The organism is Thioalkalivibrio sp. HK1 (assembly GCA_000583135.1).
GTDB lineage: Bacteria > Pseudomonadota > Gammaproteobacteria > HK1 > HK1 > HK1.
This window is the reverse complement of the sequence record JFBG01000020.1, coordinates 1-24,071: the sequence shown is the minus strand read 5'-3', so window position 1 is coordinate 24,071 and position 24,071 is coordinate 1. Positions and strand designations below refer to the sequence as shown.

Sequence of the window (24,071 nt, the reverse complement as noted above, 5' to 3'; positions counted from 1 at the left end):
GTGAATATGAGATTGCGACCATCGATCCTAGAGGGCTTTTCAGGCCGGGCGGCCGTCGATGCGCCCTTGCTGCCCTCCGATCGAAAGGGTCTTCAAACGACGTCCGCCATAGATCAAGTTGATCAGCGCCCGCGTGAACATGATCGCGGTGAACATCGATGTGATGATCCCCAAAGACAGGGTGATGGCAAAGCCCTTGATCGGGCCGGTGCCGAACCCGAAAAGGAGCACCGCCGCGATCAGGGTCGTGATATTGGCATCGGCAATCGTCGAAAAGGCTTTCTCGTAGCCGGAGTGGATACTCGCTTGGGGGGTGTTCCCGTTACGGATCTCCTCTCGAATGCGCTCGAAGATCAATACATTGGCATCCACGGCCATCCCCACCGTCAACACGATACCGGCAATCCCCGGCAAGGTGAGGGTCGCCTGCAACAGCGAAAGCAATGCGATCACCAATACGAGATTGAAGGTCAAGGCGAGGTTGGCGACCATCCCGAAAACGCGGTAGCGGATGGCCATCAGCACCAGCACGAGGAGAAATCCGATCACCACCGAACGAAAGCCTTGATCGATATTCGCCTGTCCGAGGCTGGGCCCGACGGTTCGCTCCTCGATGATATCGATCGGGGCCGCCAAGGCTCCGGCCCGCAGCAGCAGCGCGAGATCCCGCGCCTCCTCGGTATTGCCAAGACCGGTGATTTGGAAGCGTTTGCCGAGCTGATCGCGAATCACCGCGGTGTTGATCACCTCCTCGACGATTTCCTTTTGGCGCACCCGCTCCCCGTCGACGATCTCGGTAAAGGATTTATGCTCGATATAGACGACGGCCATCGTTTGCCCGATGCGATCGCGGGTCCGCTCCGAGAAAAGGCGCGCGCCCTTGCCATCCAAGGTGATGAAAACGGCGGGGGAACCGGTCTGCTGTTCGATCCCCGAGGCGGCATCGGTGATGTACTCGCCGGTCAGCATCACATTGCGCTGCAAGATGATCGGCACCCCCGATCGATCCTCATAACGCTTTCCGGTTCCGGGGAGCTCCCCGCTGGCCAGCGAGCCTGCGGATTCCTCGTGCACCATGCGGAACTCGAGGGTCGCCGTCGCCCCGAGGATCTCCTTGGCCCGCACCGTATCTTGAACCCCCGGTAGCTGCACCACGATCCGATCGCCGCCTTGACGCTGGATAACGGGCTCCGCCACCCCGAGTTCGTTCACTCGATTGCGCAAGGTGGTGATGTTCTGCTGCACCGCGAAACTCTCGATCTCGCGTCTGGCATCCTCGCCCAAAAGAACCTCGAGCACCGGCTCCTCGGCGGCATCGGTCGAGGTGACTTCGAGTTCGGGGTTGCGAGCGCGGATGAGCTCGTAGGCTCGATCCCGATTGTCGGCATCTTGGAAACGAATGACGAATCCTCCGCTCGAACGCGAGAGGATCGATCGTTGACGGATTTTATTCTCGCGCAATAGGGTGCGCAGATCCCCGGCGTAGCTCTGCTCCGCTTGCCGAACGGCTCCGGCCAAATCCACTTCCATCAAAAAGTGCACGCCTCCGCGCAGATCGAGCCCCAAGTACATCGGTAGGGCTCTGATGAATGTCAACCATTCAGGGGTCGCGGGGGCGAGATTGAGGGCGGTGACATATTGCCGATCCAAAGCGTTCTCGATCACTTCGAGGGCTTTGAGCTGATCCTCTTCCGAATGCAGGCGAATCAGCAATCGATCGCTGACCTCGGACTCCTTGATCTCGATCTCCTCGTTGGCGAGCTCGCCGACCATTCTGTCACGCAGATTGTCGTTGATGCTCGCGCGAGACGCCGACACTTGAACCGCGGGATCTTCACCGAATAGATTGGGCAAAGCGTAGAGCGTCCCCACCCCCAAGACGATGAGGATCAGGGCATATTTCCATAGGGGATAGTGGTTGATCATGGACAGGCCTTGCAGGAAAAGAGTCGAGACGAGGGATCTTCGTCGAGGGCGATCGACACCTCGGGGAGATTCAAAAGCGACGAGAGTCTCGAAGCGTCATGTCGTTCGACAGGATCGATTTCGAAATCGTCGGCGAAAGACAACATTCATGGATACAAGATTTAAGGACTCGTTCGACGAGCAGGACACTCCCATGACACTCATCCGACTTTTCCCGCTCATCGAATACCCTTTCAAGGTTGAAAGCGAGGGTGCCGAAGGGACCTGCCTTGTCGAGGGCGAATCCGCATCGTCGTAAAGGCTCAGGTGGAGCCCTCCTCGGTCGCTTCTTCCTCGGCATCCTTCGAATTCGACTTGCCCTGCTGTCCTCCCGATGCCGATTTGATCGTTCCCTTGGGCATCACGACCGCCACCGAGGGGCGCTGCACCATGACCCTCGTCCCCTTGCCATCGACCTCCAAGGTGACGAAGGCGTCGTCGAGGCGGGTGATCTTCCCGAGCATTCCGCCATTGGTGACGACCTCGTCTCCCTTGCCGAGGGCGGCGATCATCGCCCGATGCTCCTTTTGACGCTTGGCTTGGGGGCGAATGAAGACGAAGTAGAAAATGGCGAAGATGGCGATCATCATGACGATGGTGGCCATGCCTCCCCCTTGCTGCCCGCCGCCTTGGGCAAGAGCGTCGGCGATGAAAAATTCCATGATGAATTCCGCTCGGATGAATGGTTTCGCGATTTCCCGAACCGCAAGAAGCGCGCTCGGCATGATCGATATCTCGATCATCGACCCTCGCCTTGCTCGGGCCTTCGAGATGGAAGATATCGATGCCTCGGGATTCGATGGTCTGAAAGAGGCGAAAAAAAACGATTGAAAAGGTGCTTGGCCGGTGAACGCCGAAGCCCCGTTTTCGCTCGCTTTCGTCGCATCATCGCCCGACAGGGGCGATGATCCCTTTCGCCTTCTCGATCTCGATCTTTTGCGCCTTCGAATCCCTTTTTCTCTATCGGGCTATTATCGCATGATATCCGTCGATGGATGGGCTTTTGCGCGCTTTTTTTCAGCCGACGATCATCGAAGGACGAAGCGCTGCGGAAAAAAGCGCCTTTTCGCCGCCGATTCCTCTTTCGCATCTCACTTTCGCAGATCATCCGCCATCGTCGTTTTCCTTGGGTGATCGACGCTCGATGAAATCATCCCTCCAAGCGGCGAAGCGCCGTTCGACGATGGCCTTACGCATTTCGCGCATCAAGCGCTGGTAATAGTGCAGATTGTGCAGGGATTGGAGCCTCGCACCGAGCATCTCGTTGCAGCGATCGAGGTGATGTAGATAAGCCCTCGAATAATGAAGGCAAGCGGGACAATCGCAAGCGGGATCGATCGCCCGCTCGTCGGTGCGATAGCGCCGATTGCGAATCTTCACCGTCCCCCAAGGAACGAAGAGATAGCCGTTGCGCGCATTGCGGGTGGGCAATACGCAGTCGAAGAGATCGACCCCGCGCATCACCGCCTCGACCAAATCCTCGGGAGTCCCCACCCCCATCAGATAACGGACCCGATCCTGCGGCAGATGCGGCAGGACTCCATCGAGCACCCGCAGACGCATCTCGAAGGCTTCGCCGACCGCCAAACCGCCGATCGCATAGCCATCGAAACCGATATCCTGCAGGGCCTTGGCGGAGCGCTCGCGCAGTCCTTGGTCCATTCCGCCTTGGACGATCCCGAACTGCGCATTCGGATTGCCTCGGTGGGCAAGGCGAGAGCGCGCCGCCCAGCGCAAGGAGAGTTCCATCGACTCGCGCACCCGACGCTCATCCGCAGGATGCTCGGTACAGTCGTCGAAAGCCATGACCACATCCGATCCCAGCGAGCGTTGTACCGCCATCGAGCGCTCCGCATCCAAAAAGACCCTAGACCCGTCGATGGGGGATCGAAACTCGACCCCGGCTTCGGATATCCGCCGCAACGCCCCCAAACTGAAGACCTGAAAGCCACCCGAATCGGTCAGGATCGGTCGCTCGAAGTGCATGAAGCGATGCAGACCGCCGAGGGTCTCGATGGTTTGCGCTCCGGGTCGAAGCATCAGATGGAATGTATTGGCGACGATGATCTGGGCCCCCGATGATTCGATCTCCTCGGGGGTGATCGATTTGACCGTGGCTCGGGTGCCCACCGGCATGAATGCCGGGGTCTCGACGAGACCCTTGGGGAAATGCATCCGCCCGCGCCGCGCATCGCCGTCGCTTGCGACGAGGGAAAAGAAAAAAGAACCGGCGGCGGGGGGGTGAGTATTGAAGGACTGAGGGCTCATCGGTCGATGATCGTCGGATTGTGGATTGGAGATCGCTTGGCCGCGATCAGCGATCGGGATCGTTTGGGTAAGGATTGTCGGGGTCGCTCGGTGCATCCCTCGATATCGGGGGGTCGGCGGCGAATGAGGGATCGTCCGTCGCCGAACGAAAGAGCAGCATCGCATCGCCGTAGCTGTAAAAGCGATAGCCCGAGGAGATCGCCTCTCGATAGGCATCGAGGATCCGCCGGGTGCCGGAAAAAGCGCAGACCAGCAACAACAAGGAAGAGCGAGGGAGATGAAAATTGGTGAGCAGCATATCCACGCAGCGAAAGCGATAGCCCGGAAGGATGAATAGATCGCTCTCCGATTGCATCGCTTTCGTCTGACCCGAAGAAGAGGCGCTCTCCAAGGCCCGCAAGGTGGTGGTGCCGATGGCGACCACCCGCCTTCCACGCGCCTTGGTACGCGCGATCGCAGCGCTTAGCTCGGGCGAAACCTCCATCCACTCGCTATGCAAGGTCCGCTTTTCGATATCCTCCCCCCGCAAGGGGGCGAAGGTTCCGGCCCCGACATGCAAGGTCAAAAATCCCACCTCCACCCCGCGCTGCGCGATCCCCTCGAGCATCTCCTCGTCGAAATGCAAGCCGGCGGTGGGAGCGGCCACCGCCCCGGGGTGCCGGGCGTAGACGGTTTGATAGCGCTCTTTATCCAAAGAATCGGCCTTGCGGCGAATATAGGGCGGCAGGGGAATGGATCCGCATGCTTGTAAAAAATCCCTCACCGTCCCCGGTCCCTCGAATTCCAGATCGAAAAGCTCGCCTTTGCGACCTTCGACCACGAAACGACAAGCGGGCATCGGCGTTTTTTGCGATTCTTTTTGCGATTCGACGATAGCCTCATCGACGATGGCCTCATCGACACCCTGATCGAGCCGATCTCGAGGAAGGAGTACCGTCCCCGGTGCCGGAGCGCGCCGCGATCGCAACCACGCCCGCAGGCGCTTCGGACCGGTGATGCGCTCGGCCATGATTTCGACCCGGCCGCCACTGGGCTTGGTGGCGAAGCAACGCCCTTGAATCACCCGGGTATCGTTGAACACCACCAAATCGCCGGGGGAAAGATAATCGAGCAGCGCCGGGAAACGATGGTGCATCGGGGATGCCGAGCGAGCCGGATCGTCGAGCACCATCAAGCGACTGTCGCGCCGCCGCAAAGGCGGCTCCTGCGCGATCGACTCTGCGGGGAGATCGAAAGTGAAATCGGAAAGGTGCACGGCCCGAGTCGGGGCGAATATCATGTCGACGAAAAAACGCGAAAAAACGAAAGAAGAAATCGAGATAGTAGCAAATCCCGCGCGAACATCACCGAGCAGATGCTCTCGGTGCCGAGATATCGCACCGATCTCGCAATCTTTGCGCGACGTTCGAGGCCTCGATCCTCATCCTCGATGATCGCCCGATCATGAAATTCATGGCTCGATGCCTCGCTTTGCCTTATAATTCGCATTCGATTCCTCGCAATCACCTTATCGGATATTTCGATCCCCTCGTTATCGCATCCGAGGACGCTTCGATTCGAAGCCTTGAATGCAAGCACCATCGATGGGATTCGAAGGAATATAAGAGGAATGAAAAGGGCGGATACGAGGGACGAGCGAAAGAGCCGGGATGGCGGAATTGGTAGACGCGCCGGACTCAAAATCCGGTACTGGTAACAGTGTGCGAGTTCGAGTCTCGCTCCCGGCACCACTTTACTCTCCTATCGCTCCTGGCAACGCCTGCGGACAATCGGCGGCGAGGGAGCGAATCGAATCGAATATCCCCTTTCGATATCTTCCTTATCGCCACCTTCTTCATCGTTCTTCGAACTCGATGCTTAGCCGGCTCATCCGACTTCGGGGGCATCGAGCGACCTCGGGACATCGAGCGGACATCGAGATATCATCCAAGACCCATCTTCATATCCTCGTCCGTCTCCGCCTCATCCACCGCCACCAAGGTCTCGGCGCCCGAGGGCAAGGGCATCGAGCGTAAGAGGCCGTGACCCGGGATAAAGACATCCGGGCAGATCTCGAGCAAGGGGCGCACCACGAAGATCCGCTTCATCAACCCCGGATGGGGCACCGATAAAATATCGCTGCGGATCACTTCGTCGTCATAGAGAAGCAGATCGAGATCCAACGATCTGGGGCCCCAACGCACCCTCTCCATTTCCCGCCTGCGCCCTCCGAGGGCTTCGATACGCCATAGTTCGGCCAATAGATTTTCCGGGGCAAGCGCGGTCTCGACGGCAACGACGGCGTTGAAATAATCGGGCTGGTCGACAGGTCCCATCGGGGGATTGCGATAGATGCGAGAGCGCATCCGCAAGCGGATATTCGATGCGCGATCGAGATGCTCCAAAGCGACTTGAATCCGCATCAAGGACTCGCCGAGATTCGATCCGACACCGATAAAGGCGCATGACGAGCGCATGGTCAGCGATGACCTCGGGGGCAATGATCGAAGAGCGACGACAAGACGATAAGAGCCTCTCGCCTCTTTATCCCCTTATATCCTCGTCGGGGCGGTCGGGTAATAAGGGCGCAGGGCATATCACAGGCAAAGCAGGCGCTCGTCGATGCCATCCACCGACCCCCTTTTTCGATCTCGTCGATGGATCCCATCCTTTTCGATCCCGCCCTTGCGCCCTCCCGATAGGATCAAAGGGCGAGGGGCTCGGCCGATGAATCGCCTCGCCCGAGGCGAGAATAGCGCCGCCCCCGCCTCGGGCGGCGTTTGCGGGCCGCCGCCGGGGTGCGCTCCCTTCCTTCGACATCCCCTTGCGCTTTGACGGCGCCTTCGCCGGATTGCCCTTCGCTCGACTGATAATGACGAAACCATCGCTGCACGAGATCGCCAAGATCGCTCTCTCCCGCTTCATGACGCAAAAAGAGAAAATCGCAAGCGGCCCTGAAACGCGGATGGATGGTCAGTTTACGCACCGAACGCCCCCGACGATGGGCCAGCCTCGCTTGCATCCCCCAAATCTCGTTCATCATCGAGGATATGCGCTTGGGGATGGAGATGCTTTGGCGGGCGATGACCTCGGCCCCGGCGGCTTCGCAGGCGGGAACGGGGGACATCCCTCGGGCCAAGCGGGCTTGGCTACCCGAGCGTACCTGCTCCCACAACAAGGCGGCGAAGAGAAATGCCGGCGTGGCGGGCTTGCCCTCGCGCAAGCGTTCGTCGGTGTTGGCAAGGGCCCTGCGTACCAAGCGATCCGCCGGACCATCGGGGTTTTTCTCGATATGCAAGGCATGCTCGGGGAAAAGAAAGCGCAAGAGCCCGTGATGCCGCAGCCGATCGTGAATCGCCACCGCCGAGCCGCTCATCAGGAATTTGACCGTCTCCTCATAAAGACGAGCCTCGGGGATATCTTCGAGCAAGCCCACCATTTCGCCGATGGCCCTGCCGGTATCGGCTTCGATCTCGAATCCGAGCTTGCCCGCAAAACGCGCCGCTCTTAGCATTCGCACCGGATCTTCGCGATAACGATCGACGGGATCGCCGATCAGCCGCAGCCGACCCTCTCGAAGATCCTCATACCCCCCCGTGAAATCGACGATGCTCCGATCGCGGGGGTCGTAATAAAGGCAGTTGACGGTGAAATCCCGCCGCCAAGCATCCTCTTCGAGGCTGCCGTAGACATTATCGCGAACGATGCGGCCATCGACGCGACGATAGCGGGGATCGTCATCACCGACGCTACCATCGTCGGCATCGGGATTGGCGCGGAAGGTGGCGACTTCCACCACCTCGCGCCCCATGCGGACATGGGCCAAACGAAAGCGACGACCGATGAGATGGCAGCGACGAAAGAGCGCGCGCACCGACTCCGGCGTGGCATCGGTGGCGACATCGAAGTCTTTGGGCTTGACCCCCAACAGCAAATCACGCACGCTGCCACCGACGAGATAGGACTCGTGGCCGGCATCGATCAAAGTGCGCAGGACGTCCGAAGAGGCTTGGCTTATATCCCCTTCGCGGATGCCATGCTCCGCCAAGGGGACGATATCGGGTTTCGAGATTCTTTCATCTCCGATGGAAGGGGCCCGAATCGGCCCCGAAAATAATCCTTGAAAAAGCACTTTGAAAAACGATATTGGACGATGCGGTGGGATCGGGCGATAAAATCCCCGTCCCTTGGCTTGATAGCCCTTTGCCGATCGTCGGCTTTTTTCGAGTCTCGACCGAGATTGGACGGTAAAAAATCCGCTTGGAACCTTGATCGAGCGCAACTTCGAGGATTGTCGATTTTGGATATGATACTCTACCAACCAGGGATTTCGGTGCATCGTTCTTTTTCTTCGGATTCGAAGGGATGCTCGCCGATCATCGCCTCCTTTCGAATGATCGTTTCTTCTTATCCGCCTTGTCGCACTCGCCGCAAGCGATATTTTCGAAAACGCTCCCTTCGTCTAGCGGTTCAGGATACCACCCTCTCACGGTGGGGACAGGGGTTCGATTCCCCTAGGGAGCGCCAAATCACCGCCGGATCCCGCCGCCAAGGCCTTTCTCGGGCGATCGGACGATGCGCGTCGTTTTGATCAATTTCTACGAACTCGGGCGCCAGCCCTTCGGCTTGGCCGAGCCTGCAAGATGGCTCGACGATGCCGGATTCGATACTCGAACCATCGACTTGGCGGTCGATCCGCTGCCCGCCCGAGGGCTTGCCGATGCATCGATGATCGCCCTTCACCTGCCGATGCATACCGCCACTTCGATGGCCTTCGAACTGCTCGCCGATATTCGAAAGGGCGCTCCGGATGCCGTCCTTTGCGCCTATGGCCTCTACGCTCCGGCCAACGCTCGTCGCTTGCAAGCCCTCGGGGTGGGCACGATCATCGGCGGGGAGTACGAGCCGCACCTGCTCGCCCTTGCCGAACGCATACGAAAAGGATCCACCGACCCCGATCTCGGGATCGTCGGCGATACCGCTCGCATCGATTTTCGCCCTCCCTTGCGCGCTTCCCTGCCCGCCCTCGATCGCTATGCGGCTTTGAATATGCCCGACGGCCACTCGCGCACCCTCGGTTTCGCCGAGGGCTCGCGCGGATGCAAGCATCTTTGTCGCCATTGCCCGGTGACCCCCGTCTATCGGGGACGTTTCCGGATCGTCCCCGTGGATATCGTCATCGACGATATCGCCGATCAAGTGCAGGCCGGGGCCGAACATATCTCCTTCGGAGACCCCGATTTCCTCAACGGCCCGACCCATGCCCTGCGCATCGTCGAGGCCTTGAATCGGCGCTTTCCCTCGATCACCTACGATGCGACGATCAAGATCGAACACATCGTCCGCCACCGGGAGATCCTGCCGACACTCGCCGATACCGGCTGCCTCTTCCTTATATCCGCGGTCGAATCGATCGACGATGCGATCCTCGAGCGGCTCGCCAAGGGGCATCGGGCAAGCGACTTCGAGCAGGCGGTCGAACTGGTGCGAAAGGCGGGCATCGCTCTTTCCCCGACCTTCGTCCCCTTCACGCCATGGACGAGCCTTGCGGGGTATATGCAGCTGCTGCAACGGCTGATCGATCTGCGCTTGGTCGAAAGCGTGCCTGCGGTGCAGCTGGCGATCCGGCTATTGGTTCCCGGCGGATCGCTCCTATTCGAAATCGAGGGTTTCGAAGATATCGTCGGGGATTTCGACGAAAGACTCCTCGGCCATCCTTGGCAGCATCGAAATCCGGCCGTCGATGCCCTGCAAAAAAGGGTGGAGGCCATCGCCCAGGACGCCGCCGATCGAGACGAGCCCCGCCGCACCACCTTCGAACGCATCCTTGGCGCCACCGCCGAGGCCATGGGAGAGGATCCGCCGATCTTGCCCTCGGATATCGGATCTCCCATCCCCGCCCATTCCGAGCCTTGGTACTGCTGCGCCGAGCCGACCGTACGCCAGCTCGCCTCTCTTCGGGGGCCGACATGACTCGCTTGGCGGTGCACCGACGCGCACCCGAGCCGAACCCGGATCGAATCGAAAAAGGCGATCGCGACGAGCCCGCGGACGATGCCTCCCTCGATGCGTTGCGGATCGATAAATGGCTCTGGGCCGCACGCTTTTTCAAGACCCGCTCGGCGGCGACGCAAGCCATTTCCGGCGGGCATGTGCGCATATCGGATCAGCGTATCAAGCCCTCGCGGAAGCTGCGACGCGGGGAATCGGTGAGGGTGCGGCGCGGGATGCAGGAGTGGGAGATCGTGGTCATCGGATTATACGAACGACGCCGATCCGCCCCTTTGGCCCAGCGGCTATATCAAGAGACCCAAGACAGTATCGAGCGGCGAACGAGCGAGGATGCAAGGCGCGAGCGGGCCGCGGCCCGGCGCGCCAAGCGAAACGATCGTCATTTCCGACGCGATCGCCGCGAAGGGCGCGCCTATCGGAGCCGAGGAGGACTCGACGACGGGCCCGCCGCGATGCCCTCGGGGATCGAGCCGCCGCTATCCCAAGCCCCGCCGGATCGCTCGCCGCCGGCGGAAGATGGCTTCGAGGAATAGGGATCGCCGAGCCGAATCATCGGGCCGAATCGTCGAGCGCTCACAGATCCACTTTGCCTCATGCATATTCATTTCCTGGGCATCTGCGGCACCTTCATGGCCGGGCTGGCGCTGCTGGCCAAGGAGATGGGGCATCGAGTCAGCGGCGCCGACCGCAATATCTACCCTCCGATGAGCGATTTGCTCGACGCTGAGGGCATCGTACCCATCGATGGCTACGATCCGGCCCAGCTCCGTCCCGCTCCGGATCTGGTGATCGTCGGCAATGCTCTGGGGCGCGGCAATCCTTGCGTCGAAGCCATCTTGGAGCGGGATCTTCGGCATACCTCCGGCCCCGCATGGCTACACGATCGGGTATTGCCGGGGCGCCATGTCATCGCGGTCGCCGGAACCCACGGCAAAACCACCACCAGCGCGATGATCGCCCATATCCTAGGCCGAGCGGGGCTCGATCCGGGTTTTTTGATCGGGGGCCTCCCGGCCCGATCCAAGGCCGGCGCCCGATTGGGAAGCGGGGGTCCGCATCGAGTTTTCGTTATCGAGGCCGATGAATACGACACCGCCTTTTTCGACAAACGTTCCAAATTCATCCACTACCGCCCCCGCACCCTCGTATTGAACAATCTCGAGTTCGACCATGCCGATATCTTCGATGACTTGGCGGCGATCAAGCGTCAATTCCATCACCTGATACGCATCGTGCCCGGCCCGCAAGGCGAAGGGGCCATGCCGACGAGCCAAGCAAGCGATGAAGCGCCCTTGCCCGGCAAAATCATCGCCAAGGCCGAGGACGCCGCCCTCGACGAGGTGCTGAAGATGGGATGCTGGACGAGCGTGGAACGATTCGGCATACACGATGAGGGATGCAAGGCGAGGGATCCGCAAGGGCAAAGGGTCGAATGGAGCGCACGGTCGATGACCCTCGACGGTCGCCGTTTCGAGCTGCGAAGGCGAGGTCGCCCAATCGCCGAAATCGCATGGGATCTGCGCGGGGAGCACAATATCTCCAACGCCGTTGCGGCCATCGCAGCCGCAAGTCACGTCGGCATCGATGCCGAATCCGCGGCCCGCGCCATCGCCGGATTCCCGGGGGTGAAAAGACGCTTGGAGCATCGGGCGACGATCGAGGGCGTTGCCCTCTTCGATGACTTCGCCCACCACCCGACGGCGATCGAAGCCTCGATCCGCACCCTTCGATCGATGGGATTTTCAAAGGTGATCGCGGTGCTCGAGCTCGCATCCAACAGCATGCGGGCGGGAGCGCACGATGATCGACTCCCGATTTGCTTGGCACGAGCGGATATGGTGCGCATCCTCGCACCGACGAGATCCTCGTCCCCCGATGAAATGAGCCGACTCTCGAACTTGGCCGAGCGATCGCGAAACGACTTTCGGATATGCGATGATATAAAGACCATCGTCGACGAATGCGGCGCCGCCGCCCGTCAAGGGGATGCGATTCTCGTCATGAGCAATGCCGGATTCGCCGGCATTCAAGAGCGCCTCGTCGCTCGTTTGCAAAGCCGTTCATGATGCCAAACCGAGATCGAAGACGATGGCCTCATTGACCGACGCGATCGCCAAGCCGATCCCGCACAAGGGAGAAAACCATGCCCGGGACATTGAAAACCCTCGGCGCATCCTCGAGCGATTCGCCCTCGATCGACTCGCAAGCATCGGATCGGAATCGAGTGTTGGATGAAGTGCCGATCTTCGCGCTCGATACCGTGCTCTATCCCGAGGGTTCTTTGCCTCTTAGGATATTCGAGCCTCGCTATGTGAATATGGTCGGCGAGCGCTTGCAAAAAGACGCCCCCTTCATCGTCGCCTTGACTCGCACAAACGAAGCGATTGACCGGAGCGAGGGCGAGGCGATCGACGAGAGCGATGGAGATAAAGGCAATCGCCTTGGAATCGATGACGGGGAGGAAAAGACGGGCCGGTCGATCACCCATCGCATCGGCACCCTCGCCCGCATCGTCGATTGGGGACAGCTCGAAGACGGGCTGCTCGGCATCACCGCCTTGGGCGGCCGAAGAGTGCGCATCGGCGATTTCACGATCCGAGCGGATGATCTTCGGGTGGCGATCTCGGCCCGGATGCTGCCCGAGGAGCCCGCTTGCATCGTCCCCGATGAATATCGTCCCATGGCCGATCTACTGCGCCATATCCACACCCATCTGCATCCTTCGGGGCATTCGACGGCACCTCGCTTCGACGATGCCAGTTGGCTCGGCTATCGGATGAGCGAGCTGCTGCCGATTCCCTTGGTCCGGAAACAGCATTTTCTCGAAATCGAGGATCCCTTGAAGCGTTTGAACGAAATCCGGCGGATCATCGAAATGCTCTTGGAGGGCGGCCGACCCGTCGGACCGGTGCATTGACCGGTGCATCGAGAAGATCGAAGGCGATCATCGGAAAAAAAGGCTCTCGATCCTCTTTGGATCCCCATTCGATCCATCCCTTGGATAACGCATCCAAGACTCGATATCGCCCCTCGACTGGCCGAGCGAATCCGAGCGACCGGATCCGATCGACCACATCTACGGATTGAGCAAGCCCATGCTCCATCCGCCGGGTGCGGTCGCATCCCTTCGATAGAGGACTCGCTCGTGCAAACGATTCGGCAGCGATCGCCAAAACTCGATGCGATCCGGGAGCAAGCGATAACCCGACCAATGCGCAGGACGAGGGATATCTCCCTCCTCTTCGAAGCGGGTGGCGAAGGCTTCGATCCTGTCTTCCAAGGCTCGGCGGCTCTCCAAGGGCTCGGATTGCTTCGATGCCCAAGCGCCTATTCGACTGTCGGGGTGTCGGCTTTGCCAATAAGCATCGGCGGTCGCATCGGATACGGTATCGACGGTACCCTCGATGCGCACCTGCTCCATCAAGGGATCCCAGAAAAAACACAATGCCGCGCGGGGGTCGGCGGATAAAGCCCGTCCCTTGCGGCTCAAGGTATTGGTATAGAAGACGAACCCCCTTTCATCGAAACCCTTGAGCAGCACCACCCTGGCCGACGGACATCCGTCGGCATCGACCGTGGAAAGGGTCATCGCACTCGGCTCGTTCAAAGAGCAGTCGGCCGCCCGGCGGTATCGATCCCCGAAACGCTCGAGGGCGTCGCGAAAAAGCGTCATTGAAAAGATCTCTCGCTTCGATCATGAGGATGAAGGGCCGGATTCCACGGGCTCGACGATCGCGCCTCGACCGCCCTTCGCCGGGCGATAGCGTACTCCTTTTCCCTCGAGCACGGCTCGATAACCCTCCCGATAACTCGGATAGCGAAAGACATAGCCCTCGGAAAGAAGCCGCCCATTGCGACATCGCTTCCCGCCGCCCGCCCCGGGCGTCGAATCGAGGGACTTCGATCCTCGAGCCCGCTCCACCGGCGGAGCGCCGATCCGCTTTGCGAGCCATTCCATCACCTCGCATTCGGCAGCCGGCTCGTGATCCACCGCGATATAGGTGTCGGCGATCGGCCGAGACTGCGCAAGATCGGCAAGGTGGGCGATGGCCTGGGCCGCATCGTCCCGGTGGATGCGATTGGTGAACTTGGGCGGATCGAAAAGGCATCGCCCGCCTTGTCGAACGCGATCGATCAACCAAGTGCGACCGGGGCCGTAAATACCCCCCAAGCGCACGACCGTGGCCGGAAGCGGGCTCTCCAACACTCGCCGCTCCCCCGCCAAAAGCGACTCCCCGGGGAAACCCTGCGGCTGCGGCGGGGTATCCTCATCCACCGGACGACCGGCGCATTCACCATAGACCGAGGTACTGGAGACGAAAAAAAACCGCTTGGGGGGGGTATCGCGCATCTCCAGCACCCTCGACAGCGCATCGACCCCTTCGATATAGGCTCTTCGATAGGCATCCTCGTCCCGGCGACCGGCGGCGACCGCATAAACCACGATATCGGCGGTCATCAGCGACGGCACCTGCCGACCCTTCGACATATCGAGATCGGCGAGATCCAAAGAAAGGGTGCGCAAGGGGGCCGGGAGAGAGATCGTCGATCGCCGAATACCGGTGACTTGGGCTCCTCGGGCCGCCAATATCAACCCCAGCGCGGTCCCCAGATCGCCGCATCCGGCGATCACCGCCTCGATCCTCGACGGACCCGATCTCGACGAGGCCGATGATTCGTACTCGCCGGGATCGTGATTGTCCGCACCGCCCCGCCCGATATCCTCGTTATCGGAATTCGGATCGGCGAAGATCGCGCCTCGCCCCTCTTCGAGGCAAGGCTTCGATGCTCGATCCTTGCGGTAAAAACCTCCCATCTCGCCTCCGGATCGTTCGAATGGATCGACGCCTTTACGCCGCGGGCGACAAGGGCGATCATCGCATAAGTCTTAAGATCGACGAAGCAAGCCCCTTCGAAATCGACGCCGCGCTTCGAAAAGCCGAGATCATCGACTCACAAGCCGTCTAAAATACCCCTCCACCACCTGCGATCTTCCTGCATACGATCTTACGATCTTATAAGACATCCACTTATCCATCTCATCGAAGATCGAATCCACTTCGGGCATCCTCGTTCTTTTTTATCCGCGCATGGAGACATCGGAATGACGCGCAAGCGATTCACCAAACCCCTCGTTTGCATCTCGACCAGCACGATGCTCTCCGCAAGGGGGAATTATCCGATCCACGCAACCGGATCGCTCAATATCGATTGCGTGGAGCGCTTCACCGGATGCTTGGCCCTCCTCCTGCCGGCTTCGGGAGCGCGACTCGATTCGGATGCGAAAGACGATCTCGTCGACCGTATCGATGGGCTACTTCTCACCGGGGGGCGGGCGAATATCGAACCCCATCATTATCAAGGAGAGGCTTTTCCCGAGGACGAGATCGTCGACCCCGAGCGGGATTCGGTGGTATTGACGATGGTGCGGGCATGCATCGCGGCCGAGGTGCCGGTTTTAGGGATCTGCCGCGGCATCCAGGAGATGAATGTCGCTTTGGGGGGATCGCTGCACTACCGATTGCATCTGTTGGAGGATACCGACGATCATCGGATGCCCCAGCGCGAGGATGTCAGCCGAGAGGAGATCTTCCGACTTCGCCATCCGGTGCGCTTGACTCCCGGCGGACTCTTCGAGCGCCTTGCGGGAAAAGAGGAAGTGATGGTGAACTCCCTGCACGGTCAGGGCATCGATCGACTGGCCGACGATCTCGAGGTCGAGGCCACCAGCCACGACGGGGTGATCGAGGGGGTGCGCCTGCGCGATGATCGCAGTTTCACCGTCGGCGTGCAATGGCATGCGGAGTGGAAGCCGGAAGAGCATACCCTCTCGCGTCGGCTTTTCGAGGAGTTCGGGCGCGCCGCTCGCACTCGCGCCCGTCTGCGGGATACTTAAGGGACGCCTTGAAGATCGGATTTCGGCGAGGGATCGATCATCCGAAGCTCCGGTAGGAAGTGATTCGAATCATCGCCCTCGGTGCTCTTTGTCATGGCGGCGATCCATCTTGCCAACGAGCGAGGGATTCGAGGCGATCAATCGCTTGCGCGCATACTCTCGACCATGATGCCCCCGAATTCCGAGCACGATACCTTGCGCGCATCCTTCATCAATCGATGGAAATCATAAGTGACCTGCTTGGAGGCGATCGCTGCGTCCATGGCCTCGACGATCCGATCCGCCGCCTCCTTCCAACCCATATAACGCAGCATCATCTCCGCCGAAAGCACGAGCGATCCGGGGTTGACCATATCGCGGCCCGCATAAGAAGGCGCCGTGCCGTGGGTGGCTTCGAATACCGCATGCCCGGTTTCGTAGTTGATATTGCCCCCCGGAGCGATGCCGATACCCCCGACCTGGGCCGCCAAGGCGTCGGAAAGATAATCCCCGTTGAGATTGGTGGTGGCGATCACGTCGAAGGTGCCGGGCCGAGACAGTACCTGCTGCAAAGTGATATCCGCTATCGCATCCTTGCATAGGATCTTGCCGGCGGCGAGAGCCTCTTCCTGCTCTTTATCCGCGGCCTCCTGCCCGTTTCGATCCACGCTCCGCTGCCACTTCGCCCATGTATAGGTTCGATCGTGGAATTCCCGGTCGGCCACTTCATAACCCCAATTGCGAAAAGCGCCCTCGGTGAACTTCATGATATTGCCCTTGTGGACGAAGGTGACGCTCTTGCGGCCGTTGTCGATGGCATAGCGAATCGCGGCCCGCGCCAATCGCGCCGAGCCCTCTTGGGATACCGGCTTGATGCCGATGCCGGAACTGCCGGGAAAGCGAATTTTTGCGAAGGATTCGGGGAAATTCCGCTCGAACGATTCCAGGAATTTCGCGCATTGGGCACTACCGGACTCGAATTCGATACCGGCATAGATATCCTCGGTATTCTCCCGAAAGATCACCATATTCATCTTCTCGGGGTGGCGCACCGGCGAGGGCACTCCCTCGAACCAGCGCACCGGTCGCAGACAGACATAGAGATCCATGATCTGGCGCACCGCCACATTGAGAGAGCGGATGCCTCCACCGACCGGAGTGGTCAGCGGGCCTTTGATCGAGACCAAGTATTTCCTCATGGCTTCGACGGTCTCATCCGGAAGCCAGGATCCCGTCAACGAATTGGCTTTCTCCCCGGCAAAAACCTCCATCCACTCGATCCGGCGACTTCCTCGATAGGCCCGCTCCACCGCGGCATCGACGACCGTTTTCATCACCGGCGTGATATCGACTCCGATGCCGTCCCCGCTGATATAGGGAATGATCGGGCGATCGGGGACCGAAAGCGTGCCGTCGCCACCGATGGTGATCGCACTGCCTTGGGAGGAAAGGGGATTGTCGCTGGTCATAATTTTTGGCTCTTCGATCGAAAAAACGAGGCGGTCTTCGAAAATGAGGCGGGGATCGGCAAAAAAACGCCGGTCCCGCATGCGAGAAAATCACCGACCTCGTCGCTTCGCCACAAGGTCTCATTCTTGCAATGATAACCCTATCCCCCGTCGGGGGCGCATCGGCGCCGGCCTTGCCGAACGATAAGGCATCGACGGTTTCGAATTTCGATGATTTTTTGAAATACCGAAAGACCCGAGCGATTTCCGTCGATTCAAGGCCGGGGCGGCAATACGAAGTCCAGGCTATCGTCGAAGCCAAGGGGTTCGGGGGGGCTCAAAACCTCGATCCGGGAATCCGCCTGCGCCTCGTCGAGCAACGATTCCGAGGCCCACATCTCGTCCAAGGCGGAGGTGTTTCGAATCCAGAGCAAGCGCAAGGAATCGGGGGCTTGTCGAGCGCGAAAGTTGAGCAGCACTTGCAAGGCTTGGAGTTCGTTTTCGACCATCATCGGGATGCGCGCGATCATCAATCGCTTGGCGGTGAAGGCGTTCATATAGGTCGATGAGAGATCGATCTCGGGCCACAAGGCGCGCGGGATCAAATCGGCATTGCCGATCCCGGTCGCATTTCCGTGGGTGGCCTCGCTCAATCCTCTGACATAGATCGCCCCGATTCGAGGGCTATCCATCCCTTGCTTCTTGCCGATGATATTGGTATCCATCCCCGACCCGCTGATATTCTTTCCGATCTCGTCGACGATCAAGGCGTCGATGGATTCGAAAGGCAGGCGCGGAAGAAGCGATCGGGCCTGATCCAACAATTCGCTCTCGGCTTGGACCAGAGCATCGAAATCGTGCACCGGGATGCCCCGCACCGAGGCGGTTTCCTTGAAAGCGTTCTCCAACAAAGCGATCGCCCCTATCAGGCGGGGACGCTTCGATTCGACGATGATGCGGGTGGATTCGAGCACCAAGCGACCCATATCCTCGCGCAAAGCCTGCTGGTGAATCCTCGAGGCCCCGGCCTGCTTGCCGAGCCCGATCACCAGCATCTTGCAGATACCGCTTTCCACCCGACCGGTAAATCCGGTATGGGGTTTGATGCGATTGACGACGAGCACCCCATCCGCCTCGTACGAAAGCCGGTCTTGAAACACCGGGAATCCGGTGGATGTGGTACCGATCTGCACCACCTCCATATCCGATTCGATCGGACATCCCACGCTCCGCTCGTCGATGCCGTGGGTCTCTTCGAGCACCCGTAGCTGACCGGCGGCCGTGGCCCCGCCATGACTGCCCATCGCCGGAACCACGAAGGGCTCGGCCCCGACTGTGCGCAGAGCATCGACGCAGGCGCGCAATATCCGACGCAGATCGACGATCCCCCGACTCGAGCCGGTGATCGCTATGCGCTGCCCCTTTCGAACCCCCTCGAGAAAAGGGGCGATCTCGCGCGCAACCGCAACCTCGATATCCTCCACCGGTCGCAAGAAGCGTTGTCGCAAACGAAAAAGTGCAGGAGCATCCTCGATCCCCACTCCCGCCTGCGCTTTATCGAGTGAAAAACGGGTATCGTTGTGCATGATTCAAACCCTCCTGCGGTGGTCGAGTTGCCGCTCGGCGATGATCGATATCGGCTCGGATTCGAAGGATCTTCGCCCTTCGACGATCATCGGATGATCGAACGAGTCGGGTTCGACGAAAAAAGCCGAGCTGCGAGCGTGCGCTCGATCGATCGCGATAGCCGCGCGATTTCGCACCCTTGGGCTTAGGCTACGGGTGCGAAAGGAAAAAGGCTTCGTATGATCCTTCGATGAGATGATCGGGATCATACGATCCTCGCCCAAGCCCCGTCGGCACCGGATCCATCGACGATGCCATCTTCGAGTCCCGGTTCGAAAGTCCGGCACCATCGATCGATCATCTCGGGAACGCCGATTCGAATCATCCGCCGCCCGCTCCTTTCATGACCATCCGATGGTATTGCGAGCGATATTCTCGGGCTTAAAGGCCAAGCGTTCGATCTTTCGATTCCTGGAGGATTTTCGATGTTTCCCCGTGGCGCCATGCGCATATTCGAAAGACTGCTGCCCGATCATCATCGACGCGAAAAAGCGCTCCCGGATTCGATCGACGATGGCGCATGGCAAAAACTACGGGATGATTTTCCGATCATCGCAACCCTGCCGGAGCCGCAAACGCTCGAACTCCGCCGACTCGCCGGATCCTTCCTGCGCCGAAAATCCATCGAGGGCGCAGGCAACCTCGAGCTCGACGACGAAGCCCGCCTGATCGTGGCCGCGATGGCCTGTCTACCGGTGCTCAATCTCGGCATCGAGGCCTGCGACGGATGGCGTTCGGTGATCGTCTATCCCGGCGAGTTCATCTCCCGGGGGATCGCGGTGGACGAGGCCGGCGTCGAATCGCAATGGGAAGAGCGATGCAGCGGGGAATCCTGGGAACGAGGGCCGATCGTGCTCTCATGGGACGATATCCTCGCCTCGGGACAACTCGAGAGCGGCTACAACGTCGTGATCCACGAGATCGCCCACAAACTGGATATGAGAAGCGGGGATGTCAATGGATTCCCCCTTCTACACCCCGGGATGGACGGGGGATCCTGGTATCGGGATTTCAGCGCCGCCTTCGAGGATTTTTGCGCCCGCACCGACGCCGGCCTCGAAACCCAGATCGACCCTTACGCCGCCGAGAGTCCGGATGAGTTCTTCGCCGTCGTCAGCGAATATTTCTTCGAATGCCCGGCCATCCTCAAAGGATGCTACCCCGCAGTCCACGATCAGCTGATGGCCTATTACCGACAAGACCCCCTCTCTCGCATCCCTTCGAATATCGCCTGAGAAAAAGAGAAAGCCCTGTCAAGGCGATCGAAGGGCTTCGAAGGAGCGCGCGCCGAGGCTTGGGATCGAAAGGTCGAGAAAAGTCCGTCCCTCATTCATTGCGCAGGTAGTTGGAGGGCGATTCGCCCAGCGCCCGCCATGTCCCCCACAGGCCCAGGGCCAAGGTCAGCGCCATGCAAAAAGCGATGGTCAGCGCGACCGTGCCGGGCAGAAAAATCCAATCCTGATCCAGCACCCGAGTCACCATGGCCCACGCCCCCAGCGTGCCCGCAAGCGCCGCCAATATGCCGGTGATCGCACCGAGCAAGGCGAACTCCGTACCGTGGATCAATGCCACATCGCGCCTTTTGGTCCCGAGCACCTTGAGCACCACGCTTTCGAAGGTGCGTCGACGATGACCTGCGGCCACCGCTCCCGCCAAGACCAGCGCCCCGACGAGCAGGGTCAGCCCCCCCACGGAGCGCGCCGCGGTCGCGATACTGCCCATCAGATCGCCGATCCTGGCCATCGCCTCGCGGGTCCGCACTGCGGTCACTTCGGGGAATTCCTCGGCCAGCAACCGCTCGATCCGGGCTTCGGCCTCCTCGTCGGCGCGGATCGTGGCCACCGCGCTATGGGGAGCGCGACGCATCGGCTCCGGGGAGAGAAGGAGCGCGAAATCGACGCGCATCCCCTCCCATTCGACTTCCCGCACATGCCGGACTTCGGCGGTGATCTCGCGCCCCAAGACGCTCAATGTGATCGTATCCCCCAGCCCGAGGTCGAAGGCGTCGATGACATCGACATCCACCGAGAGGAGGGGAGGGCCGGCATAGTCCTCGGGCCACCACTGCCCGGCGACGACTTTGGCATCCGGGGCCTGCGCCGAATAGCTAAGGCCGCGATCGCCACGGATCAGCCAACCGTGCTCGTCATCGACGAGGGCTTGCTGGGGGTCGAGTCCATTGACCCGCACGATGCGTCCGCGCAAGAAGGGCAGGGCCAGGAAATCCCTCGCCCCATCCACCGATTCGAGGGCGGATTCAAGGGCGTCGACCCTGCTCGACTCCACGCCGACGAAGAAAAAGGCCGGGGCGTCATCGGGCAGGGAATCGACGATCCCGCGCCGCAGATTTCCCTCCACCAATGCCACCGCCACCAACACGCTGAGCCCGAGGCCTACCGACAATACGGTATCCGAAGTCGCGTTCGCCGGACGATGGAGGTTGGCGACGGCCATGCGCCATCGCGCTCCGATGCGGCCGGTTCTGGATAGCTTCGAACGACTCCAAGCCGAGGCGACGATCACCGTCACCCATCCCATCGCGCGCAGGAGGATCAACAGCAGCACCGCTCCGGCGATGAACCACAGCGCAAACGCCTGATTTTGAGCGCTCACCGCCGCCAACCCGGCCAATCCGGCGCCCATCGCCAGGGCCATCAGCAAGTGAAGGGGACGACCTCCACGGGTGGCGGCGAGCCCCCCGCCGCGAAAAAGCGTCGTCGCCGGGGTCTGTTGCGCCCGCGAAAGAGGCCAGAGGGTGAACGCGATCGCGGTCAACAACCCGAATGCCGCGCTGAGCATCAGCGCCTCGGGATAAAGACCGACTTTAAGCGGCACCGGCAGCATTCCCCCGACGATCTTCGCCGCCATGACCGAGGCCATGACTCCGAGGGCGAGTCCGGCGAGAATGCCGATCGCGGCAATCACCATCAGCTGAAAAAACAAAGCGAGGAAAATCACCGAGCGCGAGGCCCCGAGGCATTTGAGAACCGCAATGGTCTCGATGCGGTTATCCAACCACGCCCGCACCGCATTGCCGACCCCCACCCCTCCGACCAACAAAGCGGTCAACCCCACCAGACTCAAAAACGTACCCAAGCGCGTCGTCGCCCGCTCGATACCGGGAGCGGCATTCTCGTAGCTGCGCACCCCCCACCCCTCGTCGCGCAAGCGCTCGATGATCCGCTCGCGAGAATCGTCGAGCCTGCCGGATGCATCCCCGGGCTCCGCCGCTCCCTCCGGATCCAGTCGCAGGGCGTATTGGTGATAGATGAGACTGCCTTCTCGCACCAGCTGCGAATCCTCGATGGCCTGCGCGCTCGTGAGCACCCGCGGCCAGAATCCGAAGGGGCCGCCGGATGACGCCCGATCGGGCTCTCGCACGATCGTGCCGCGCACCTCGAAGGTCATATCGCCCAAGACCAGCCGATCGCCGGCGCCGAGCGCAAGACGATTCGCCAGCGCCGGATCCACCAATGCCCCCCAGCCACGCCCGGTATTCGCAAGGGCGTCGTCCAAAGACAAGGCCCGTCCTTGGCCATCCACGGCTTCGAGGGTGCCGAAAAGAGGATAGAGATCGTCGACGGCCTTGAGTTCGACGAGAACCGCCGGGGAATTCTCGTTGGAGGCATCCGCCGCCGGATCGAGGGTGCCGGTATCGGATGACTCGACCCGATCCGAACGACGCGCCATCGTGCGTAGTTCCACGAAGTGGGTGATGCGCGCGGCCTCGGTCTCGATGAATGCCCGATCCTCGACGGCGAGGTCCCGATAAACCGAGCGCAGCACGATATCCCCGCCCAAGATCGTGCGTCCGTCATCGCGCAAGCCGCCCAAGATCGCGCTCATGGTCGACTGCACCCCGGTGATGGACGCCACGCCGAGGGCAAGACAACCCACGAAAACCCGAAATCCCTTCAATCCGCGCAGCCCGGGTCGCAAATCGCGCCGGGCGATCCGCCAAGCCATTGCGGGTACGGTCGTCATATCGTGGCCCTCCCCGACACCGGGGCTCGAAGGAAAATCATGCGCGGGATCGTTCGCTGCAATGCGCGAAAACGAAGGGGCGCCTCGGCGGATCAACCAAGGCTCTCGTCGATCGAAGCGCGATCATCGACCACGCATCCATCGACCATACGCAGCGTGCGGGAGCAGAGATCCGCCAAATTCGGCTCGTGGGTGATCAGGACCAAGGTCGCACCGCGATCAGTGCTGCGGGCGAAAAGATGGTGCACGATCTGACGACCGGTATCGATATCGAGGTTTCCCGTCGGCTCGTCCGCCAGCAGCAAGGAGGGGCGGTTGATCAGGGCGCGAGCGATGGCCACCCGCTGCTGCTCGCCGCCGGAGAGCTCACCGGGATAATGCCCGATACGATGACCCAAACCGACCGACTCGAGCTCTTCGCGCGCCCGATCGATGGCATCCGTCCTTCCCGCCAGCTCGCAAGGGGTCGCTACGTTCTCGAGCGCGGTCATCGTGGGGATCAAATGAAAGGACTGAAAAACGATTCCGACATGCCGCGCCCGATAGTCGGCGAGGCCGTCCTCGTCGAGGCTTGCGAGGTCGATGCCCGCAACCGTGATGCGACCCTTCGAGGGTCGCTCCAAGCCCCCGATCACCATCAACAAGGTGGTCTTGCCCGCTCCGGAGGGACCGACGATGCTGACCGTCTCTCCTGCGGACAATTCGAGATCGATACTCCGCAGAACGTCCACCGAACCCGATGCCGCGGTCAGCCTCACCGAGAGATCGCTTAGGCGAAGGATTGTCTTGTCTTGCGAGGTCGAGCTATCGGGCGGGGTATCGGGCGAGGGAGCGCAGCGCTCCGAGGCGGGGGTTGCGGATTGCATTTCGGATAGGGTCTCGATCATGAAATCCATCGATGGATTCACCGATGG

The 24,071-nt window shown here is 60.6% G+C and carries 17 protein-coding genes, 2 tRNA genes and 1 pseudogene; 8 read left to right on the top strand and 12 right to left on the bottom strand.

The annotated features are described in order from the left end of the window. Nucleotides 1-39: 39 nt before the first annotated feature. The 4 genes and pseudogenes from secD to queA form a co-directional block, all read right to left on the bottom strand. Complete coding sequence (gene secD, locus BF99_RS0107290) at nt 40-1,926, bottom strand: protein translocase subunit SecD (protein WP_197019069.1); 1,887 nt, start codon at nt 1,924-1,926, stop codon at nt 40-42. Between the two features lie 380 nt (nt 1,927-2,306). Further along, nucleotides 2,307-2,627 (bottom strand): annotated as a pseudogene (yajC, locus tag BF99_RS0107275) (preprotein translocase subunit YajC); the annotation flags it as partial. 442 nt (nt 2,628-3,069) lie between these two features. After that, nucleotides 3,070-4,233 carry a tRNA guanosine(34) transglycosylase Tgt gene (tgt, locus tag BF99_RS0107260; protein ID WP_051482824.1) on the bottom strand — a complete coding sequence of 388 codons (1,164 nt, stop codon included), beginning with the start codon at nt 4,231-4,233 and terminating at the stop codon, nt 3,070-3,072. A gap of 46 nt (nt 4,234-4,279) precedes the next feature. Next, nucleotides 4,280-5,488 (bottom strand): tRNA preQ1(34) S-adenosylmethionine ribosyltransferase-isomerase QueA, encoded by a 1,209-nt coding sequence (gene queA / locus BF99_RS0107255; RefSeq protein WP_025770344.1) that lies wholly within the window; start codon nt 5,486-5,488, stop codon nt 4,280-4,282. A 388-nt stretch (nt 5,489-5,876) separates the two neighbouring features. Here queA and BF99_RS0107245 point away from each other — a divergent pair. Continuing rightward, a tRNA-Leu gene (locus BF99_RS0107245) sits at nt 5,877-5,963 on the top strand. A 192-nt stretch (nt 5,964-6,155) separates the two neighbouring features. On the opposite strand, the gene folK is transcribed toward BF99_RS0107245, so the two are convergent. Next, nucleotides 6,156-6,689, bottom strand: coding sequence for a 2-amino-4-hydroxy-6-hydroxymethyldihydropteridine diphosphokinase (folK, locus tag BF99_RS0107240; RefSeq protein ID WP_025770342.1), 534 nt, complete (start codon nt 6,687-6,689; stop codon nt 6,156-6,158). A gap of 227 nt (nt 6,690-6,916) precedes the next feature. Next, nucleotides 6,917-8,260 carry a polynucleotide adenylyltransferase PcnB gene (pcnB, locus tag BF99_RS20390; protein ID WP_231471335.1) on the bottom strand — a complete coding sequence of 448 codons (1,344 nt, stop codon included), beginning with the start codon at nt 8,258-8,260 and terminating at the stop codon, nt 6,917-6,919. Nucleotides 8,261-8,663: 403 nt separating this feature from the next. Between pcnB and BF99_RS0107225 the strand changes: the two genes are divergently transcribed. The 5 genes from BF99_RS0107225 to BF99_RS0107200 all read left to right on the top strand — a co-directional run bounded on the left by BF99_RS0107225 (nt 8,664) and on the right by BF99_RS0107200 (nt 13,141). Further along, a tRNA-Glu gene (locus tag BF99_RS0107225) sits at nt 8,664-8,739 on the top strand. A gap of 48 nt (nt 8,740-8,787) precedes the next feature. After that, entirely contained in the window at nt 8,788-10,185 is a 1,398-nt protein-coding gene (locus BF99_RS0107220; RefSeq protein WP_025770340.1) for a CUAEP/CCAEP-tail radical SAM (seleno)protein, read from the top strand. Further along, nucleotides 10,182-10,757 carry an RNA-binding S4 domain-containing protein gene (locus BF99_RS20385; protein ID WP_025770339.1) on the top strand — a complete coding sequence of 192 codons (576 nt, stop codon included), beginning with the start codon at nt 10,182-10,184 and terminating at the stop codon, nt 10,755-10,757. Before BF99_RS0107220 ends, BF99_RS20385 begins: the two co-directional genes overlap by 4 nt. Nucleotides 10,758-10,817: 60 nt before the next feature. Beyond that, on the top strand, nt 10,818-12,290 hold the full coding sequence (gene mpl, locus BF99_RS0107210; RefSeq protein ID WP_025770338.1) for a UDP-N-acetylmuramate:L-alanyl-gamma-D-glutamyl-meso-diaminopimelate ligase: 1,473 nt from the start codon (nt 10,818-10,820) through the stop codon (nt 12,288-12,290). Nucleotides 12,291-12,367: 77 nt separating this feature from the next. After that, on the top strand, nt 12,368-13,141 hold the full coding sequence (locus tag BF99_RS0107200; RefSeq protein WP_025770337.1) for an LON peptidase substrate-binding domain-containing protein: 774 nt from the start codon (nt 12,368-12,370) through the stop codon (nt 13,139-13,141). Between the two features lie 159 nt (nt 13,142-13,300). On the opposite strand, the gene pdxH is transcribed toward BF99_RS0107200, so the two are convergent. Both pdxH and BF99_RS20380 read right to left on the bottom strand, forming a co-directional pair. Then, complete coding sequence (gene pdxH, locus BF99_RS0107190; RefSeq protein WP_025770336.1) at nt 13,301-13,897, bottom strand: pyridoxamine 5'-phosphate oxidase; 597 nt, start codon at nt 13,895-13,897, stop codon at nt 13,301-13,303. A 21-nt stretch (nt 13,898-13,918) separates the two neighbouring features. Continuing rightward, entirely contained in the window at nt 13,919-15,040 is a 1,122-nt protein-coding gene (locus BF99_RS20380) for an SDR family oxidoreductase (protein WP_025770335.1), read from the bottom strand. A 288-nt stretch (nt 15,041-15,328) separates the two neighbouring features. Between BF99_RS20380 and BF99_RS0107175 the strand changes: the two genes are divergently transcribed. Further along, nucleotides 15,329-16,120: a gamma-glutamyl-gamma-aminobutyrate hydrolase family protein gene (locus BF99_RS0107175; RefSeq protein ID WP_025770334.1), complete on the top strand. Its 792-nt coding sequence runs from the start codon at nt 15,329-15,331 to the stop codon at nt 16,118-16,120. A gap of 137 nt (nt 16,121-16,257) precedes the next feature. Here the strand turns inward: BF99_RS0107175 and icd are convergent, their stop codons facing one another. Both icd and BF99_RS0107160 read right to left on the bottom strand, forming a co-directional pair. Further along, nucleotides 16,258-17,568, bottom strand: a complete 1,311-nt coding sequence (gene icd / locus BF99_RS0107165; protein ID WP_025770333.1) for an NADP-dependent isocitrate dehydrogenase — start codon at nt 17,566-17,568, stop codon at nt 16,258-16,260. Between the two features lie 254 nt (nt 17,569-17,822). After that, nucleotides 17,823-19,133, bottom strand: coding sequence for a lactate racemase domain-containing protein (locus BF99_RS0107160; RefSeq protein ID WP_025770332.1), 1,311 nt, complete (start codon nt 19,131-19,133; stop codon nt 17,823-17,825). 465 nt (nt 19,134-19,598) lie between these two features. Here BF99_RS0107160 and BF99_RS0107145 point away from each other — a divergent pair, with 465 nt between their 5' ends. Then, nucleotides 19,599-20,408: a zinc-dependent peptidase gene (locus BF99_RS0107145; RefSeq protein WP_156013211.1), complete on the top strand. Its 810-nt coding sequence runs from the start codon at nt 19,599-19,601 to the stop codon at nt 20,406-20,408. Nucleotides 20,409-20,499: 91 nt separating this feature from the next. Here the strand turns inward: BF99_RS0107145 and BF99_RS0107140 are convergent, their stop codons facing one another. Beyond that, the gene (locus BF99_RS0107140) at nt 20,500-23,157 is read right to left on the bottom strand and encodes an ABC transporter permease (protein WP_025770329.1); all 2,658 of its coding nucleotides are present in this window, start codon (nt 23,155-23,157) and stop codon (nt 20,500-20,502) included. 92 nt (nt 23,158-23,249) lie between these two features. Beyond that, nucleotides 23,250-24,065, bottom strand: coding sequence for an ABC transporter ATP-binding protein (locus BF99_RS0107135; RefSeq protein ID WP_231471337.1), 816 nt, complete (start codon nt 24,063-24,065; stop codon nt 23,250-23,252). Nucleotides 24,066-24,071: the final 6 nt, after the last annotated feature.

What these genes read in the sequence shown, in the direction of transcription:
- BF99_RS0107145 (WP_156013211.1), top strand. Translation starts at nt 19,599, where the DNA reads ATGTTTCCCCGTGGCGCCATGCGCATATTCGAAAGACTGCTGCCCGAT.
- BF99_RS0107140 (WP_025770329.1), bottom strand. Translation starts at nt 23,157, where the DNA reads ATGACGACCGTACCCGCAATGGCTTGGCGGATCGCCCGGCGCGATTTG.
- mpl (WP_025770338.1), top strand. Translation starts at nt 10,818, where the DNA reads ATGCATATTCATTTCCTGGGCATCTGCGGCACCTTCATGGCCGGGCTG.
- icd (WP_025770333.1), bottom strand. Translation starts at nt 17,568, where the DNA reads ATGACCAGCGACAATCCCCTTTCCTCCCAAGGCAGTGCGATCACCATC.
- folK (WP_025770342.1), bottom strand. Translation starts at nt 6,689, where the DNA reads ATGCGCTCGTCATGCGCCTTTATCGGTGTCGGATCGAATCTCGGCGAG.
- tgt (WP_051482824.1), bottom strand. Translation starts at nt 4,233, where the DNA reads ATGAGCCCTCAGTCCTTCAATACTCACCCCCCCGCCGCCGGTTCTTTT.
- BF99_RS20380 (WP_025770335.1), bottom strand. Translation starts at nt 15,040, where the DNA reads ATGGGAGGTTTTTACCGCAAGGATCGAGCATCGAAGCCTTGCCTCGAA.
- secD (WP_197019069.1), bottom strand. Translation starts at nt 1,926, where the DNA reads ATGATCAACCACTATCCCCTATGGAAATATGCCCTGATCCTCATCGTC.
- BF99_RS0107175 (WP_025770334.1), top strand. Translation starts at nt 15,329, where the DNA reads ATGACGCGCAAGCGATTCACCAAACCCCTCGTTTGCATCTCGACCAGC.
- pdxH (WP_025770336.1), bottom strand. Translation starts at nt 13,897, where the DNA reads ATGACGCTTTTTCGCGACGCCCTCGAGCGTTTCGGGGATCGATACCGC.
- BF99_RS0107160 (WP_025770332.1), bottom strand. Translation starts at nt 19,133, where the DNA reads ATGCACAACGATACCCGTTTTTCACTCGATAAAGCGCAGGCGGGAGTG.
- BF99_RS0107200 (WP_025770337.1), top strand. Translation starts at nt 12,368, where the DNA reads ATGCCCGGGACATTGAAAACCCTCGGCGCATCCTCGAGCGATTCGCCC.
- BF99_RS20385 (WP_025770339.1), top strand. Translation starts at nt 10,182, where the DNA reads ATGACTCGCTTGGCGGTGCACCGACGCGCACCCGAGCCGAACCCGGAT.
- BF99_RS0107220 (WP_025770340.1), top strand. Translation starts at nt 8,788, where the DNA reads ATGCGCGTCGTTTTGATCAATTTCTACGAACTCGGGCGCCAGCCCTTC.